Origin of the sequence: Aliivibrio sp. 1S128 (genome assembly GCF_001691065.1) — a bacterium.
Classification (GTDB): domain Bacteria; phylum Pseudomonadota; class Gammaproteobacteria; order Enterobacterales; family Vibrionaceae; genus Aliivibrio.
In genome coordinates this window covers 1-17,902 of sequence record NZ_MAJV01000102.1, presented here as the reverse complement: position 1 = coordinate 17,902, position 17,902 = coordinate 1, and the positions used below count along the sequence as shown (strand labels likewise).

Sequence of the window (17,902 nt, the reverse complement as noted above, 5' to 3'; positions counted from 1 at the left end):
TACGGAAAAACGAAAAATAAAGTCTAACCGTTGTTTAAGACCAAGAATAATCGCTTGTTCAGAGTTAAAACATCGGAAATACCGAAGTGTTGACCGATATCCTCAGATTTATTCGTATCGATAATGCCATCCTTGTATCAATACCCTGTTAGTTGCATAAACCCTGTTACTCGATGAGAACCTGTTGTTGTTATCGGTCCTTGCCAATAAGGTATATATGTATCTAACCATTGATCATTTCTAACCACTTGCGTAGTTAGATTAATTTTGTATTTTGGTGCGTTTATTATCCATTGAAGCGGTAGTTTACGTCCGTTACTCAGTTCACTAACTGGCAAAGTTTGTAACGTAAAATCAGCATCACTTAATGCAACTGAATTACCATTTTTATACAATAAAGCTCCATACTGGTAAGAAAGTTGTTCTTTATGTCTATATTGAGCCACAAGAAGCTTACGGTTTTTATCTAAATTAATAATAAACCAATCCCAACCTTGTTGATATTCATCTAGAAAACCACTAGCCCATTCATGTTCTAAAATTGCGTCACCAGAAACCGTATACGTTTCATTATCTAAGGTCATCTTTCCATGAGCAGTAAGAAAGGGGAAAATATACTCATAAGAAGCAACTGGAAGCAAATCGTGTTTTTTAGAGTAACCATGATCACCTAAAGGAACTGGTTTGCTATTTGAATTCATCGATAACGTTAAAGAAAAGTCCTTTGCTGTAACTGATAATATCCCAGGGAAAGGAGCCTTACCTAAACTTCGCCACTGCCAGTCATCAATCCAAACCCGGTAAGGTCTCTGATTAATACCTGCCTGTCCAATTCCTCCACGAGCTAAACGCTCAGCTATCCATTTTTTATCCTTTGTTGTAATAATCACTTTAGCTATATATAAACGAGGATCTAACCACCCTTTTGTTTCTCGATCATCACTTGATATACGAAATATCGTCCACTGAATTCCAACACTTTCCCCTTTCTGATTAAAGGCATTTACCGTCATTACCCATTTTTCGTGTTGGAAATTAGCATGTTCATAAAAATCTTTGGGAAAGCTTAAAGGTGAATCCGGAAGGACAGGTGCAAAATATGAATAATCCGATTGAGAAAAAATGTTATTAATTTCATTATATTCTTTCGTATCTGCATCTTTCCAATTAATGTAATAAACAGCAGAAAACCCCAAAATCAACACAAATATAAAAAGCGATACTTTAATGCTACTTTTATTTAAATTATTTGATTGCATTACAACGATTCCCTAAGTGAAACAATCGCTTGTCGTTTTGTCACTCTCCACACCGTTGCAGAGCCAGCAGCAGTTAATGCCAGTAACGTCCAGAAGAACGTGGTGATATATTCTACAGGGAAATAATTGATTTCCATTGTCCAACCAAACGCGTATTTCATTACGATATCAATTAATAACTGAGAAAGAACAAGGCCTAATGGCAAAGCGATAAGCATCGTAAACACCCCAATCATCAATAATTGTAAGCCTCCCAATAAAATCAATTCTTTTCCAGAGAGTCCCAGGCAACGCAATAATGCAGTTTGCCGTTGTCGTGATACCTCACCAACTAAAGTAGCAAAAAACAAACCAAATACCGCAATAACTAAGGTTAAATTACCCAATGTTCCAGTCACTATAAACGTACGGTCAAAGACTTTCATTGCTTGAGTTTGGATATTATTATTATCGTTAATTTGCTCAATAGGCAGCCTGTACTTCTTCAAAATACGTCCGATAAGCTCTGTTCGCTTATCTTTATCCGTTAAAACAATTCCTATCCCTGTTTTACCTTGCCCGCCAAATACTTTTAGCCAAGCATGGTGAGAAAGTAATAGCTGATTGTAAGGATTACCATAATCATAATACACACCTGAGATCTGCCAATTGTCACCCATTGGCACCGGTAAATCTAAATAATCACCCGGTTTTAAATCCCATTTTAATGCCATCGATTCACTAATCAATACACTACGTTGGTGGTGAAGTGAATACCAAAAATCAGGGATGGCGACCTTCATTGTCAACGCGCTTTTTTCACCCAATGTAGAACCGGTACTTAAAATTTCTAATTTTCCATATTCGGTTGGATAATCGATGGTCCACTGTCTCCAAACCGATTCAACCTCTGGTTGTTTTTCTAACCAATAACTTATTCTACTTGCAGATGCTTTACTTGGCTGAATATAAACATCAGCAGCAAGACGTTGCTCAAGCCAATTGTTAGTCGTAGATCTAAAACTCCCAACCATTGTCTCAACGCCAATATTAGAAGAAAGAGCAAGCATGAAAGCCATTGCAGCAACACCACGATAGCTTAAGCTTGCTGCAGAATCAGAGAAGAACCATCGCGCTTTAGCTGAAGGTAAGCGATAAGATAGCCAATCAAAAAACGTCCATAAAATATAAGGGGTTAATAATCCTACGCTGATCATTAAAAACCCAATCAAAATAAATCCGTTTTCATGATTTTGGGGTAATAAATTAACCACATAAGCCGCCACACAAAAAACGCATGCAACGATTGCTTGAACTTGAAATTCCTTGCCAGCAAAACGAGCTAAAGACAAACGAGCAGTCAAACGAATGGGTTCAATACTGAGTAAGCGATAAAGTGGCCAGCCACACGCTAAAATACAACCTAAAACAGCCATCCATAAACTTTGGTAGCTCCAACTCCAGCTCCAAGTTATCAAAAGGTCCACATTAGCGTTGTATAGTGAAGATAGACTGTTTGAAACAGCAGGTATGAGCTGATTGGCTAAAAGTAAACCGAAGAAATTGCCGCTTAACCAGCCAATGATAGCCCATAAGCCCACTTCAATACTCATCGCAAAAACAAGTTCTTTTGTCGATACACCAATTTGTCTAAGGGTGCCGACCAATGGTTGTCGTTGGACAAACGAAAGTGACATAGCTTGATAGAAAATAAATAAACCAACCACAAAAGACAGCATTCCCATCGCCAATAAATTGGTATGGAATGCTCTTGTTAATGCAGTAAGCCCTGATTCTTTATGGGTATCTAATTGCAACCCTCTAGGTAACATTCTCTCAAGACGTTTTATTTTAGCCTCTGACATTGCACCGCAAAGTATGAGATCGAAACCCGGTTTATGCCCTAACATTTTTGTTAACGCTATATCAGAAAAAATGTTAGAACCAGATAAACGTTGGTCCTTATCAACAACTACAGGCCCTACATTTGATTGGTTTTCAAGTTCAATGTAATCGCCATCATCAAGGTTAAAATAAGAAGCCAGTGGCTGACTAACAATGATAGGAAAAGGTGGATGCATTAATGCCAACATATCCGTGGTACTTGCCAGGTTATTCGCTGATATCTGCATTAAAGCGACCGGATCTATCCCTATCAATGAGATGTCTATGTCGTTTTTCGTTGCTAGATGCAACGTTTGAATTGGCATACAAGAGGTATAACCTGCACGGCGCAAGTTAATATAAAACGCCTGAGGAACAGAGATATTTTCTTGAATCGCACGAATACGATGGGGAAAAGGATTTGAAAATAATTTTTCACCCTCGCTATAACTACTTTTAGCGTGATGATTAATAGCAAGAACACCAACAAGAAGTGCCACACCAAGGGTTAAACCAAGCCACACTAAAAATATTTGTAATGGGTGTCTACGGTAGTGTCCAAAGAGAGCTTTAGCTACCGGAAATAACATTTAATTGTCCTCCCTGAAGCCTCACTAACCCATCCATATGACCTGCCACTTTCTCACTGTGTGTCACTAACAATAGCGTACAATGAAGATCACGAGATAATCGAGTCAACAAACGCATTACTGCTTCAGCATTTTTTTCGTCTAAGCTGCCAGTCGGTTCATCGGCCAATAATAACTTTGGTTCCATATACAAGGCACGAGCAATCGCAGCACGTTGTTGCTGACCACCAGATATTTCTTCAGGATAACGGCCTAATAGAGGCATAAGATCTAACGCTGAAATAATTTGACGCCACAAAGCATCATCGTCTCTCAAGCTTTTGAGTTGACGACAAAACCGAATATTATCAGCAACAGTTAGCGTTGGAAGTAAATTAAACTGTTGAAAAACAAGTCCAATATTATTTCGACGATAAGACGTTCGAGAGCTTTGCTTTGGAGAGTGCATAGCAAAACCAGCAAGATCTATCTCTCCACTGTCCACACTATCTAAACCTGCAATAAGATTTAAAAGGGTACTTTTGCCTGAGCCACTTTCACCCATTAAAGCAATTTGAGCGCCTTGCTCAATTGTTAATTCTGCACCTTGAAGGATTGGATGAAATTCTCCACCATCCAAATATCCCTTATTCAGGTTTGTCAGTTTTAACATGTCCCCTCTCAAACGGTGTTTTGTGATATCGGTTACAGAACTTACACTATAACCCCTCTTTCATAAAGCTTTTTATACCTTAGGGGGGGACGGTTCACCGATACCACTCAAAAACCGAAGTTTTGTTACGCATCTACCAGATTTTTAATCCATTTTTTTGATTTCATTCGAGAAATTGAAGCAAACCATTTCACTATTTCTTCCACAACAAATAGAGCATAAACATACTCAGGAGGAAATCCTAAGACTAATGCACCAATTGCTACTATTGGGATCCCTATAAACCATTGAGATACTATGTCTTGATATAAGCAATATTTAACATCTCCACCGGCACGTAATACCCCAACAATAGCCGTAAGTGGCACACTGCGGATCACAATAATAATCGCCAAAATTGCCATGAATTTCTCAGCAATCGCACGAGTTTCTTCCGTTAACGCCGGGAACATATCTAGGATCTGGTGTTGGAAAACCATAACAAATAACGCAATAACCATACTGGTCGCGACGCTTAACGCAAGTACTCCCCAACTTTGGTAATAAACAGCTTCATATTTTTTTGCACCCAATTGATTACCGATCAATACCGATGCCGCGCCTGCAGCACCAATAAGGAAACTCAGCGCAATAGATTCTATAGGTGAAATAACAGATAACGCCGCTAAACCTTGTACACCTGATTGACCCATAATTGCATGGTAAGTAAAAATACCCGCAGCCCAGACTAAAAAGTTAAATGTTGTTGGCAAAGAAAGGGAAAGGAACTTAGAAATTTTAGGCCAATTCAACACTGCTTTTATTTCTTCTAAACCAAAGCTTAATAAATGCGAGCGACTATAGAGATAGCTATAAAGGAAAATAATCTCAATAACGCCACTGATCAATGTCGCTAATGCTGCCCCTTTAATTCCCATAGCAGGAGCGCCTAAATTACCAAATATTAATACCCAGTTAAAAAAGACATTAGAGACAATACCAATACCACTAAAAAATGTACTTACTCCTGGCTGATGGATAGATCGCAAGCCAACAGCCATACTACTGCCACAAGACACAACATACATGGTTAACGCAGTGATAAATAAATACTCTGCACCCAAATCGATAACTTCTTGTGAATTGGTCGCCAATGACATTATTTGATGAGGGATAAGCAAAAACAGCACAACAGGAACCGTTGCCATGGCCATACTAACCATCCAAGTTAATGCTGTACTTTGACGTACACCTTCTTTATTTTGTGCACCCCAATATTGAGCGGTTAATAAAGCACCACCGGTAGTCACGCCCACTAACATAATAGTCGTAACAAACGTCGCTCGGCTGGCAACGCCAACAGCCGCAATCTCGGCTTCGCCTAATTGGCCAAGCATGAGTACATCAACAAGTCCTCGACTTGAGAACATGATATTTTGCAGTGCAATCGGGATTGCGATCATAATTAATCGCTTAAGAAAGTCACCTCGAGTGTGACCAATGACATTAGAAAGAAAAACAGACATGAAGAACCTCAAATAAACAACAAATTAACTATTTGCACTACACAAGATCCATTAGGTATATGCCTACAAATTGTACTAGAATCAAACCGTAATTAATATTTATATTCACAAGGTAAAGGAGCAATCTTGAATAAAAAAAGCACAATCCTAATCGTTGGTGCCTCAGGGTATGTTGGCTCACAATTAATCCCACAATTATTACAACAAGGGCACCAAGTCATTGCCTGTGCTCGTAATATTGACTATCTACTTGATAGGGTTGTTGACCATCCAAATTTGCAATGTTATTACCTTGATTTAGAAGACGCAGGTTCTATTCTTCCTATGATGGAAAGTTGTGACATTGCCTATTTTTTGGTTCACGGAATGTCACATGGTCATGATTTCATTGATTATGAAGTCTCTCTTGCTGAAAATTTCAAAACCGCTGCTGAGCAATCTTCTCTTAGAAAAATCATTTATTTAAGTGCATTACAACCTGAAGGCTATCAATCTCAACACTTACTGGCTCGCAAGAAAACAGGAGAGTTATTACGCTCAACAGGTATACCCACGATTGAAATAAACTCAGGGATCATTATTGGTACGGGATCTGCCGCCTTTGAAATAATGACCGATTTTGTCAATCATTTTCCTGTATTGATCTGCCCTGTTTGGATTAACTCGCAAGCCAATCCAATTGCGATAGAAAACCTCAATTATTACTTAATCCAATGTATTGATTATCCTCTGACCGAATCCATCACATTTGAAGCGGGTGGACCTGAAACGGTTAGTTACCAATCCCTATTTCAGCTTATTGCTACACGAAATCACCGTTCGATTAAGATTATTCCTACACGCTTTATCAGCCCTTCTTTCGCAGGCTTATGGCTTGGTATTGTTACTTCTGTTCCTTCCGATTTAGGCCGAGCCTTATTAGCCGGAATTGATCATGACCTTATTGCTGATAATACAGACATACAACGTGAATTCCCCCAACCGTTACTCTCGTTATCTAACGCCATAAACAGAGCACAAGAAACCAATGATGAAACCATCAAAAGTGAGATATGGGGATTTGACCCAAGTGCTTTAAAGCGCTGGAAATCCGACTATGGATTTTACCCAAAACAAGCTGGCGCAAGTTTTACCACAACCGCTTCAGCTCAACAGCTTTGGACTGTAATTGAGCGCCTAGGCAGTAAAGAAGGTTATTTCTTTGCTAATGCATTATGGCGAACCAGAGAATGGTTAGACCCTTTACTCGGCGGTTCATTTCCAATCAGAAGAAGACCAGAGTCAGGTAAAGTTCAATTAGGCGACCATATTGATTCATGGAAAGTGATCCGCTGTGAAGAAAATAAATTCTTATCTCTACTTTTTGGGATGACCGCTCCAGGGTTAGGGCGACTAGAATTTTCGATCAAAGAACTGGAGGGTAACCATCGTCAACTAGATGTTCGAGCATGGTGGCATCCAAAAGGATTCTGGGGATTAATGTATTGGTTTGCTATGTTTCCTGCTCACCTATTTATTTTTAAAGGTATGGTTAAAGCCATTTGTAAAAAAGCTGAAGCTGAAGAATAAAAAGCAATTAAGAAACGCTCACTATCAAACATAAAAAAAGCGCAGAAGATCTGCGCTTTTCACTTTTATAAATAAACAGAAAAATAAATTCTATTTTTTCACATTAAATGAAAATGGAGTTTCACCTAACTGTAAACCATGATTATTCGGGAAAATCAGGTACTCACCGTGATATTTCACTTTTGATTTATAATCAGAACGTTTATGGACCATTAAACCATGCTCAAAAGCCGATTCAACGAACTCATGGTGATTACCACGCACATAACACGTTAATGGTTTAACTAGAGATTGGTTCTCTTCATCATCACCTTCAAAACAAGAAGCCAATTGCGTAGCACAAATAATTAAAGAGTGATCACCGTCTGAAAATAAAGACGCCTTTTCTAACACTTCATAATCTGTCGTTACACACCAATCTTGTTCTTCCAGTGACTCACACCACGCCATCAATCCTGATGTTGTAATCGGCGTTACTGTCTCAACTGGAGCTAATGCTGCATACAAACGAGAATAATGCTCAAAACGAACTGGTAATTGAGTGCCAGTTCCTTTAGTGCGGCCTTCTTTCTGCCACGTCATCAAATCTTTTGCGACACAACGTGAAAAACGTTGAGACTTAATCGCAGTTGTCACCCAGCGAATTAAAAAGTGATTTGCGCTCACCGGATTCTTAGGTAAACGTCCGCTATCCTTACTTTCTTGTAAGTCTGTTAACGCTTCATTCACTACTTTTTGAATTTCTTGATAATAATTCACTGTGTTTGTTTCTTTACTCATTTACGCTTTACGTCCAAAAACAAAATAAAAACCAAAAGATAAGATTGAACATGCTGCCATGGAACTCACCATAGGCCAAGCAGAATCAGCAGGAAACATTGCGATACACGCACCGACAAGTGAACCAGTACCAAATCTGAGTGTACCTGCTAATGATGATGCCGTTCCTGCCATTTTAGGGTAATGGCTTAATAATAGCCCCATGGTATTACTGCCAATTGTAGAAATACAACCAACAAATAAAACAACAGGAACAACCGTACCCCATAAGCCCCAATTCAATAACTGCCCTACCATCATTAAGACACCAGCGAATAACTGAATTGAAAGCCCAAATTTAATCATATTATGTGACCCCATTCTCTTAACCATACGACCATTAATCGTGGTCATTACAATTAAGAAAACGACGTTCAAACCAAACAGGTAGCCAAAGTTAGAAACACTGACACCATAAATATCAATATAGACAAAAGAGCCTGCGGTTAAAAATGAAAACATCCCAGCAAAAGAAAAAGCACCAGAAAAAATCAAACCAAGAGACACCGGATTCTTAAACAATGAACGGTAGTTTCTTAATGAGGTTACCAGATTAAACGGGGAACGATTTTCTTCTGTTAGCGTTTCAGGAATGCGCCATAAAATCGCAAAAATAATAAGAACCGCAAAAATAGCCAATAACCAAAAAATTGAACGCCAACCAAACCAGACCGCCATGTGTCCGCCAATCATAGGCGCAACCAATGGAGCTACCGTCATCACAAGCGTAATAAACGCCATCATGCGAGCAAAGTCTTCTTTATTAAACATATCTCGAACAATGGCTTGAACCACCACCGCAGATGCCGCACCAGCAACACCTTGTAATACACGAATATACATTAAAGATTCAATGCCATCGACTTGCGCGCCGATCACTGCACAAATCGCAAATAAGACCGTACCTATTATTAATATTGGACGTCGGCCATAACTATCAGCGAGTGGTCCATGAATTAATTGGGCGATTGCAAACCCTGCCGTGTAAGCCGTTAATGTCATTTGCACCGAACCCGCAGACACACCAAGATCGGCCGCTATACTAGGCATCGCAGGAACATACATATCAATAGCAAGAGGTGTAAGCGCAGAAATAGCACCTAAAATGATGATCAATAATATACTTAATGTAGGCGGTTGAGGTTGATCGGTAGCAGTAGATGGCATAGGGCAAGTGACCAAGCAATAATTAGAAACAAGATAGGATTGATAATATTATCATGCTCTATTACAACATGCTTTTTATATTCGAATTCTTTGCAAGAATTTACACAAAAAGCGGTGTGACATCGCTGCCACACCGCTTTTTATTATCACTAATAATTAGTATGAATTATTTACTAAATACCAATTCAACTTCTTCAGCCGTTAAATAACGGTATTCACCTGGCTCAAGTGAGTAATCTAAACCTAGACCACCAATTTGAGAACGGTGTAAACCTTCAACTTTATTACCAAGCGCTGCGAACATACGTTTAACTTGGTGGTACTTGCCTTCTTGAATCGTTAATAGAAGCTCGTTTTCGTCTTCATTAACGATTTCCATCACTGCTGGCATCGTTAACCCAGTTTCACTTTTAAGTTGAATGCCTTCTGCTAATTGCTCAGCATAATCTGCACCAATCGATTCATCTAACCATACACGATAAGTTTTTGGACACTTACGTTTTGGTGAGGTGATCTTATGTGACCACTGGCCGTCATCAGTAATTAGGACTAATCCTGTAGTATCAACATCAAGGCGACCCGCAAAATGCAGTTTTTCTACATTCACTTCATCTAATAATGTTAATGCCGATGGGTGCGTACTGTCTTCATGAGAACATACATAACCATCTGGCTTAAATAGCATAATATAACGAGGACCATGAAATTTAAGCTCGCGGCCATCCAACTCAACGGTTGAATCATCCGTTACTTTTACTGAAGTAACTTTTGTCTTTACGCCATTAACTGTGATGTTACCACTTTTAACAATTCGAGTAGCTTCGCTACGGGTAGCACCTAATGTTTCGCACAAAAATTTATCTAAACGCATGAGAACCTCATTTCAATATTCAGCCGCATTATACCCAAACCACCTAAAGAAGCGAGCGCACATAAAAAATTAATGTGCCCCACCTGCCATTGAGCCCGGATTAGAATTAGATTTAACAAAAAACATCATAAATGCAGCAAAAGCTAAGAAACACGTCATCATTAAAAACACATCGTTATACGCCATAATTGCCGCATCTCGCTGCATGGTCATCGTTAATGAAGCTTTAGCTTGCAACATCGCCGTAGCAGGATCACTTCCTTTTGAAACAAACATCGCCGCACTTTGCTGTAATTGATACCAACCGTCAGTACTTACCGTCGTTAATGTTTCTTTAATATGGCCTAAATGCTCACGAGTTTTGTTATCAAGCATTGTCGCTATGATAGCAATACTAAATGCCCCACCTAAATTACGCAGCACATTAGTAATGGTTGAGGCATCAGATACTTGATGTTGTTTAATCTCTTCCATCGCAACTAATGATAATGGCACCATAATAAATGGGCTACCAATAGCACGCAGTAGCATTGAAAAAATCAGTTGATCACCACCAAATAAATAACTCATGTGCGTATTCACAAAACAACTGATGCCGAACATCGAAAATCCAAAGAACACCAAATACTTAGCTTTAATAATTTGCGTTAATTTAGGCACTAATGGAAAGATTAATAACTGAGGGAACCCCATCCACATTAATACTTCGCCAATTTCTAATGCGTTGTACCCTTGAATTTGGATCATATACATTGGCAATACATAAATAGAACCCAGCAACGCCATCCCTAAAATCAAATACGCCACACATGACATTGCAAACTGGCTTTGTTTCAGTAGCCGTAAATTCACTAAGGGGTTCTTATGCTGCAATTCATTAATGACAAAATAAATCAAACTAACGGCTGAAATAATAGATAAGGTAACGATGAAACTAGAGCTAAACCACTCTTCACGATTCCCCTCTTCTAGTACGACTTCTAAGCAACCAAGACCAATCGCCATTGTCGTAATACCAAACCAATCCGCTTTTAATAAACTGTCTAATTTTAACGGTTCATCATCAAGGCCGTAGTTAACCATACAGATCAGTGCGATAGCTGGTGGAATATTAATATAGAAAATATAGTGCCACGAGAAATTTTCAGTTAACCAGCCACCTAATGTAGGACCAATTGATGGCGCAAACGTCGCTGTCACCCCAAATAACGCCATCCCAACCGCACGTTTATTTAACGGTAATAACTGAACAACCAAAGAGAAAGCCAGTGGAATTAACGCCCCACCACTAAACCCTTGAATGGCACGAAAGACAATCATTGACCCCATGTTCCAAGACAAAGAACACAGCACCGATGCCACAGCAAAAATGATGGTTGTCCACGTTAAGTAACGACGTTTACCAATAGCAACAGACAACCAACCACTCAGCGGTATCGCAATCATTTCAGCCACAAGATAAGACGTAGAGATCCACGAACTTTCATCCATCGTAGCCGATAATGCACCTTGAATGTCTTTTAAAGACGAGTTGGTGATCTGAATATCCAATATCGCCATAAAGGCACCAAGTAGACCACCAAATAAGGCGATCCAATTACGTCTTGGGATCTCAGTTTCTAGGGGGACATCAGTAGCTTTTACTTGATCCACAACAGTTAATTCTTGAGTCATGATTAGCCTCGAGTATCAACCGTAGCAACCACAGAAAGGCCTGGGATTAACTTACCTTCTAATAAGTCCGCATTCAAAATACTGATTTTAACGGGCACACGTTGCACAATTTTAGTGAAATTACCGGTCGCATTCTCTGGTGGTAACAACGCAAATTTAGCGCCTGTTGCAGGAGAGAAGCTATCAACAATCCCTTTTAGGTGCAGGTCTGGGTACGCATCTAAATCGACAAATACTTTTTGTCCTTTATGAATATCACCAAGCTGTGTCTCTTTAAAATTCGCTTCTATCCATACTTCAGTCGTTGGTACTAAACTCAGTAAAGGCATACCCGCTTGAACTAATAAACCACTGCGTAAACTGCGTTTACCAACCACACCATCAATTGGCGCGTAAATATTAGTATAAGACAGATTAAGCTCTGTTTGTTTTAGTGCTGTTTTTGCTTGATTTAATGCGGCTTCCGCTTGCGCTATTTCGCTTTCAATAACGTTAATTTGCTCTTTCGATGCTTGATAATTCGCTTTTGCTGCGTCAACATTTGCTAATGCGACTTTAAGGTGAGACACGTTGTTATCTAACTCATCTTGTGATGAATAATTCTTTTTAATTAACGCTTTAGTACGTTTAACTTGTTGTTGAGTACGTTCATATTCAGCTTTAGCAGATTCAATTTCACTCGCCGCCTGACGGATACGAATGTCTTGTAGCTTACGCTCTGCCGCTAAATTTTTAATTGCAGCCGCACTGACTAATACATTGGCTTCTGCTTTCTCTTTTTCAGCCACAAAATCACGGCTATCTATCGTTGCCAATAAATCTCCCGCTTTAACCACTTGGTTATCTTCAACAAATGTTTTTGCAATGTAGCCGCCAACTTTAGGGCTGATTGTCGTAATGTCACCTTGCAGATACGCATTGTCTGTTGATTGAAAATATTGACCATAACCATACCAATAACCACCACCGGCAAGGCCACATAAAATAATAACGATTGTCGCAATCAAAGGTGCTTTATTTTTTTTCTTTTGTTGCTCTGCCACTGCGCGTACCCACTTGAACATGAATGTAATAAATAAGAGAGAAGGAGTATAAAACAAAAAAGATTTATTGATTAGATAGGAAAAAAGGGAAACACTGTTGCACAAATCTTACCAATCAATAAGGGACGACCTAATGATGGATTTAAATAACATAACTATATTAAATCAAGTCATTGATTCTGGAAGCTTTACTCAAGCCGCTATTAATCTAGGAATGACAAAATCAACAGTAAGCAGAAAGCTCGCTGAACTTGAAGAACATCTAGGTGTGAAGCTTATCACTCGTTCAACCAGAAAATTAGGGCTAACCCAAGAGGGTGAGATTTTTTATCAAGCTAGCGTAAAAGTGCTTGATATTATGCAACAAACCGAATTAGAACTGACCGCAAATCAAAACTTAATCCGTGGACACCTTAATTTAGCGATGCCCGTAGAGATCGGCCACAACGTCATGTCGGATTACATCAATAGCTTTCTTATCCGTTATCCAGAAGTCTCAATTAACGTAGAAATGACCAATCGAGAAGTCGACATTATTGGTGATGGTATTGACCTCTATGTACAAGTTGGCGAAATTAATGATTCCTCTTTAGTAGCAAGAACCATTGATTTTTCCGAGCGTGTGATTGTTGCAAGCCCTGAATACTTAAAGACTTATGGCAACATTGAAACACCAGAAGATCTGTATGCGCCTCATCATCAAATAAAAGTGGTTAACGCGGTAAAAGTTCCTAATCTGTATTTTAATCAGTTAGATAAAGCCATTCGCGTCAACCTACCCTACCGCTTAAAAGTAAATACCATTACCGCTTGTAAATCAGCTTGCTTAAGTGGTTTAGGGATTGCTTCTTTACCTGAGTTTTTATGTCGAAAGCACATTAAAAATGGAGAATTAATACAAATTCTTCCAGATTGGGATCTACCGAAAGCTGCCATTAGCTTAGTCTTTCCACAAAATAAATTAATACCAAAACGTCTGAGGGTGTTTATTGACCATGTCCTTGAGCTATTTGAATTAACAGCAGCTGAAAGAAATAAGATTGAATAATTCACTAAAATTACATCAATTTTTCTGAATCTATTAATTTCACTTGCCAGTAAGGTCATTCATCGAATACGATGCGATGGTCTATTAATATAATCACTGGATTTTTCGTGGTGCAACTGTTTCGATTATTGATAATTTGTCTTTGCTTTGGGGTAAGTTCGCTTGCTCAGGCATCTGCATATCATCAAAACGACAACAGCCACTTTGTAGAACTGACAATTGAACAGCACTCTGCGGTTCCAGTAACGATTTCCGTTGATAACTCTCCTATTCAATCTATTGATTTTGTCACTTGCAACATCAATGGGGCTCAAACAGACTCAACCACACTACATTCTAAAAGCACCTCTCAAAGCCACGATGTAAATTTAGGCATCGCCTACGCTTCTCGCATGGCAAACTTGGCGCGCCATGATCCTGAAGAAGTCTTTCCGGTTTATGAACTGGCATTAGAGATCCCTGCTATTCCCTCTGAACAATTAGCCATTGGTTATCAAGAAAAACCAAAACCGACGGTCAATTGGGCATTAAACACCTATTCATCTACTTCTCGAATTTCGGCTTGGAAGGAAAGTAACCTTATCTACAGCCAGCGGTTATACCCACACTCTTAATTTCACACTCAAAATCCATTGATTTATCACTTAGTTATTATTCGTTTATTACGAACTAACTAGATTTGTGACTTTTTCGCATACGCAACTTCGTATGTGAGGTGAAATTATTATGCAAAGAAAACAACCGATACAACGACTGAACCATTATTCAAAATGGAAATACGTTGTTCTTATTACCACGCTTATTATTTTATTATTAAGCGCTATCCCGACTTGGTATGGCGAAGATGCAGCCGTTCAAATTACCAATAAAGACGGACAAATTCCTTCTATTGTTCAATTACAACATACGCTAACCGACCAAGGAATAACCGTTAAACGCATCGAACAAAAAGGCGATAAAACCATCGTTATTTTGCAAGATGAAGCACAGCAAGCCGCAGCAAAAAATGTACTGTCTACTGTTATTGATGACAGTAAAAAAGGCACAACGTTAGCTTTATCTCTTGCGCCAGCAGCCCCTGCTTGGTTACAAAATATGGGATTTGAGCCAATCAAACTTGGTTTGGATTTACGTGGCGGTGTGCAATTCTTACTCGATGTTGATGTAAACCAAGTTTTCCAAGCACAACGTAATGAACTGTCTGATTCACTAAAACAAGAATTGAGAGATGAACGCATACGCTCTGTTCGCTTCCAAAAAGAAGGCAGTGATAGCTTAGTGGTTCGTCTTCCATCAGAAGAAGCAAGTCACGCGGCTCGTGAGTTTATCCATAAAAACTACCCTACTTGGCAAGTATCAAACGGTGACGGCTTTGATCTTAAGCTAACGCTAAAAGAAACAGAGAAAGTTGCAGTTCGTAACCTTACCGTTCAACAAAACTTACAAACCATGCGTAGCCGTATTGAAGAGTTAGGTATCACTGAAGCCTTAGTTCAACGTCAAGGTGAAAACCGAATTCGTATCGAGCTGCCGGGAGTTCAAGATCCTGCTGCTGCAAAAAATGTTATCGGTGCTACCGCGAGTCTTGCTTTCTATGCCGTGAAAGAACAAGGCACTGGCAGCACAATGGAAGTTCCTGATGAGAATGGCCGCCCAATACGTGTAGGTAGAAAACCCGTACTAAGTGGTGACCATATTGTTGATGCTCGCGCAAGCTTAGGCGAAATGGGCATGGCAGAAGTAAACATTGTTCTTGATAGTTCAGGCGGCAAAATCATGTCTGAGTTCTCTCGTCACAATGTTGGTAAACCAATGGCAACGTCGTACAACGAGTACGGTCGTAACAGCAAAGGTGAAACCACGCAAAGTAACAAAATCATCAGTGTAGCGACAATTCAAAGTCAACTTGGTAGCCGCTTTAGAATCACAGGTTCTGGCTCACTTCAAGAATCTCAAGAGCTTGCTCTGCTTCTTCGCGCTGGTTCACTAACTGCGCCTGTGACTATCGTTGAAGAGCGCACTATTGGCCCAACATTGGGTGCTGAGAACATTCAAAATGGTTTTGCTGCTTTAGGTCTTGGTCTTGGTCTAACTCTACTGTTTATGGCGTTTTGGTATCGTCGTTTAGGTTGGGTGGCTAACATTGCCCTTGTTGGCAACATGATCATGCTGTTTGGTCTACTTGCGCTTATTCCTGGTGCGGTTCTTACCCTTCCCGGTATTGCAGGTTTAGTACTGACGGTTGGTATGGCGGTTGATACTAACGTACTTATTTTTGAACGTATTAAAGATAAACAGAAAGAAGGTCGAACATTAGCACAAGCGATTGATAGAGGCTTTAGTAGTGCATTTGGTACCATTTTCGATGCCAACTTCACCACAATGATTACCGCAGTGGTTCTATACACTATCGGTAACGGCCCTATCCAAGGCTTCGCATTAACTCTGGGCTTAGGTCTATTAACCAGTATGTTCACAGGCATCTTCGCGTCACGTGCCATTATCAATTTAGTTTGGGGTCGTGATTCTCGTCATGATGTTAGGATTTAAGTTATGTTTATAAATATGAAAAATGCAACAAAATGGCGTCACATGACGAGTGTGGTTTCTATCGGTTTAATGATTTTTGCACTCAGCATGATAGCAATGAAAGGCCTTAACTGGGGCTTGGATTTTACTGGCGGTATCGTGAGTGAAGTTCAAATTGATAGCAAAATCACAAGCAGTGAAATTGCGCCGTTATTAGATGCTAGCTTTAAACAAGATGTGGCGGTTATTGCCTCTGGTGAGCCGGGCCGTTGGGTGTTGCGTTATGCGATTCCACCAAAAGGCGTTGAGCTTCCACCATTGACTGAAGTACTTGCTCCTCTGCATTCTGATATTCAAGTATTGAATACCAGTATTGTTGGTCCACAAGTTGGCGAAGAGCTAACTGAGCAAGGCGGCATGGCGTTATTAGTCTCTGTTTTGGTTATCTTAGCGTACTTGAGCTACCGCTTTGAATGGCGTTTGGCATCTGGTTCTCTGTTTGCCTTAACCCACGATATCGTGTTTGTGCTTGGTTTCTTTGCTGCGACTCAAATGGAGTTTAACTTAACCACCCTAGCCGCTATTTTGGCGATTTTAGGTTACTCGTTGAATGACTCTATTATCATTGCAGATAGGATCCGTGAGCTATTAATTGCCAAACCTGAGTTATCTATTCAAGAGATTAATAACCAAGCGGTTGCCGCGACCTTCTCTCGTACTATGGTGACATCTGGTACAACTCTAATCACTGTTGGTTCTTTATGGCTATTAGGTGGCGGTCCATTAGAAGGCTTTGCGATTGCGATGTTCATCGGTATCGTGACAGGTACTTGGTCTTCTATCTCGGTAGGTACAAGTTTACCTGAGTACTTTGGTTTGAACTCGGATCACTACAAGCCGAAACCTATTTCTGAAGAGCCTTAAGGGATTGGTTTAGGTTTAAATAATAGACAGTAAAAAGCCGCAGGGAATGCGGCTGATGTTAGGGGATCTGGTTTAGGCTGGATCCCTTTTTTGTGGGTGGTGAAATTGTGCTATTTATTTTTTAGGCTTAACTCGTTATTGGACAATTCCAAGTTACGAGCCATAGAACATTCTGACTTTTCGGATTACTTTTGGTATTGCAACTATGTGGCTGACCAAATTCTCTTATCCACTAAAAAAGTACCTACTGACCTTTACTTAAAAGTTTAACCAGAAACTCATAAACATGTGCCCGATAGTCAAAAATGCTAACAATATACACATTATTGTTAGCATAGTCTAAATGGTTGCTTGATCATCTGCTTTCTAGTGTAGTGGCATAGTGAATT

General features: G+C 39.7%; 14 protein-coding genes. 5 read left to right on the top strand and 9 right to left on the bottom strand.

Annotation, left to right across the window (positions count from 1 at the left end; translation table 11 throughout):
• Window positions 1-137: 137 nt before the first annotated feature.
• The 4 genes from A6E03_RS11945 to A6E03_RS11930 all read right to left on the bottom strand — a co-directional run bounded on the left by A6E03_RS11945 (window position 138) and on the right by A6E03_RS11930 (window position 5,869).
• On the bottom strand, window positions 138-1,259 hold the full coding sequence (locus tag A6E03_RS11945) for a lipocalin-like domain-containing protein (RefSeq protein WP_065600940.1): 1,122 nt from the start codon (window positions 1,257-1,259) through the stop codon (window positions 138-140).
• Window positions 1,259-3,712, bottom strand: a complete 2,454-nt coding sequence (locus A6E03_RS11940) for an FtsX-like permease family protein (protein ID WP_065591507.1) — start codon at window positions 3,710-3,712, stop codon at window positions 1,259-1,261. The genes A6E03_RS11945 and A6E03_RS11940 overlap by 1 nt, the downstream gene beginning before the upstream one ends.
• Complete coding sequence (locus A6E03_RS11935) at window positions 3,693-4,364, bottom strand: ABC transporter ATP-binding protein (RefSeq protein ID WP_065591506.1); 672 nt, start codon at window positions 4,362-4,364, stop codon at window positions 3,693-3,695. The genes A6E03_RS11940 and A6E03_RS11935 overlap by 20 nt, the downstream gene beginning before the upstream one ends.
• 125 nt (window positions 4,365-4,489) lie before the next feature.
• Entirely contained in the window at window positions 4,490-5,869 is a 1,380-nt protein-coding gene (locus A6E03_RS11930) for an MATE family efflux transporter (RefSeq protein ID WP_065600939.1), read from the bottom strand.
• 126 nt (window positions 5,870-5,995) lie between these two features.
• Here A6E03_RS11930 and A6E03_RS11925 point away from each other — a divergent pair, with 126 nt between their 5' ends.
• Complete coding sequence (locus tag A6E03_RS11925; protein ID WP_065600938.1) at window positions 5,996-7,438, top strand: DUF2867 domain-containing protein; 1,443 nt, start codon at window positions 5,996-5,998, stop codon at window positions 7,436-7,438.
• Between the two features lie 90 nt (window positions 7,439-7,528).
• On the opposite strand, the gene A6E03_RS11920 is transcribed toward A6E03_RS11925, so the two are convergent.
• The 5 genes from A6E03_RS11920 to A6E03_RS11900 form a co-directional block, all read right to left on the bottom strand.
• Window positions 7,529-8,218, bottom strand: a complete 690-nt coding sequence (locus tag A6E03_RS11920) for a DUF2913 family protein (protein WP_065591503.1) — start codon at window positions 8,216-8,218, stop codon at window positions 7,529-7,531.
• Entirely contained in the window at window positions 8,219-9,424 is a 1,206-nt protein-coding gene (locus tag A6E03_RS11915) for a Bcr/CflA family multidrug efflux MFS transporter (protein ID WP_065591502.1), read from the bottom strand.
• A 166-nt stretch (window positions 9,425-9,590) separates the two neighbouring features.
• Window positions 9,591-10,295, bottom strand: a complete 705-nt coding sequence (gene rsuA / locus A6E03_RS11910; protein ID WP_065591501.1) for a 16S rRNA pseudouridine(516) synthase RsuA — start codon at window positions 10,293-10,295, stop codon at window positions 9,591-9,593.
• A 69-nt stretch (window positions 10,296-10,364) separates the two neighbouring features.
• The gene (locus A6E03_RS11905) at window positions 10,365-11,969 is read right to left on the bottom strand and encodes a DHA2 family efflux MFS transporter permease subunit (protein WP_065591500.1); all 1,605 of its coding nucleotides are present in this window, start codon (window positions 11,967-11,969) and stop codon (window positions 10,365-10,367) included.
• A gap of 2 nt (window positions 11,970-11,971) precedes the next feature.
• Window positions 11,972-13,012 carry an HlyD family secretion protein gene (locus tag A6E03_RS11900; protein WP_083201860.1) on the bottom strand — a complete coding sequence of 347 codons (1,041 nt, stop codon included), beginning with the start codon at window positions 13,010-13,012 and terminating at the stop codon, window positions 11,972-11,974.
• A gap of 133 nt (window positions 13,013-13,145) precedes the next feature.
• Here A6E03_RS11900 and A6E03_RS11895 point away from each other — a divergent pair, with 133 nt between their 5' ends.
• The 4 genes from A6E03_RS11895 to secF all read left to right on the top strand — a co-directional run bounded on the left by A6E03_RS11895 (window position 13,146) and on the right by secF (window position 17,513).
• Entirely contained in the window at window positions 13,146-14,060 is a 915-nt protein-coding gene (locus A6E03_RS11895; protein ID WP_065591498.1) for a LysR family transcriptional regulator, read from the top strand.
• A gap of 107 nt (window positions 14,061-14,167) precedes the next feature.
• Window positions 14,168-14,674 carry a hypothetical protein gene (locus A6E03_RS11890; protein ID WP_065600936.1) on the top strand — a complete coding sequence of 169 codons (507 nt, stop codon included), beginning with the start codon at window positions 14,168-14,170 and terminating at the stop codon, window positions 14,672-14,674.
• Window positions 14,675-14,786: 112 nt separating this feature from the next.
• Complete coding sequence (gene secD / locus A6E03_RS11885) at window positions 14,787-16,610, top strand: protein translocase subunit SecD (RefSeq protein WP_065600935.1); 1,824 nt, start codon at window positions 14,787-14,789, stop codon at window positions 16,608-16,610.
• 3 nt (window positions 16,611-16,613) lie between these two features.
• On the top strand, window positions 16,614-17,513 hold the full coding sequence (gene secF, locus A6E03_RS11880) for a protein translocase subunit SecF (protein ID WP_065600934.1): 900 nt from the start codon (window positions 16,614-16,616) through the stop codon (window positions 17,511-17,513).
• Window positions 17,514-17,902: the final 389 nt, after the last annotated feature.

Bases quoted from the DNA above. Each gene is read 5' to 3' on its own strand.
- A6E03_RS11945 (WP_065600940.1), bottom strand. From the start codon at position 1,259: ATGCAATCAAATAATTTAAATAAAAGTAGCATTAAAGTATCGCTTTTT.
- A6E03_RS11940 (WP_065591507.1), bottom strand. From the start codon at position 3,712: ATGTTATTTCCGGTAGCTAAAGCTCTCTTTGGACACTACCGTAGACAC.
- A6E03_RS11935 (WP_065591506.1), bottom strand. From the start codon at position 4,364: ATGTTAAAACTGACAAACCTGAATAAGGGATATTTGGATGGTGGAGAA.
- A6E03_RS11930 (WP_065600939.1), bottom strand. From the start codon at position 5,869: ATGTCTGTTTTTCTTTCTAATGTCATTGGTCACACTCGAGGTGACTTT.
- A6E03_RS11920 (WP_065591503.1), bottom strand. From the start codon at position 8,218: ATGAGTAAAGAAACAAACACAGTGAATTATTATCAAGAAATTCAAAAA.
- A6E03_RS11915 (WP_065591502.1), bottom strand. From the start codon at position 9,424: ATGCCATCTACTGCTACCGATCAACCTCAACCGCCTACATTAAGTATA.
- rsuA (WP_065591501.1), bottom strand. From the start codon at position 10,295: ATGCGTTTAGATAAATTTTTGTGCGAAACATTAGGTGCTACCCGTAGC.
- A6E03_RS11905 (WP_065591500.1), bottom strand. From the start codon at position 11,969: ATGACTCAAGAATTAACTGTTGTGGATCAAGTAAAAGCTACTGATGTC.
- A6E03_RS11895 (WP_065591498.1), top strand. From the start codon at position 13,146: ATGATGGATTTAAATAACATAACTATATTAAATCAAGTCATTGATTCT.
- secD (WP_065600935.1), top strand. From the start codon at position 14,787: ATGCAAAGAAAACAACCGATACAACGACTGAACCATTATTCAAAATGG.
- secF (WP_065600934.1), top strand. From the start codon at position 16,614: ATGTTTATAAATATGAAAAATGCAACAAAATGGCGTCACATGACGAGT.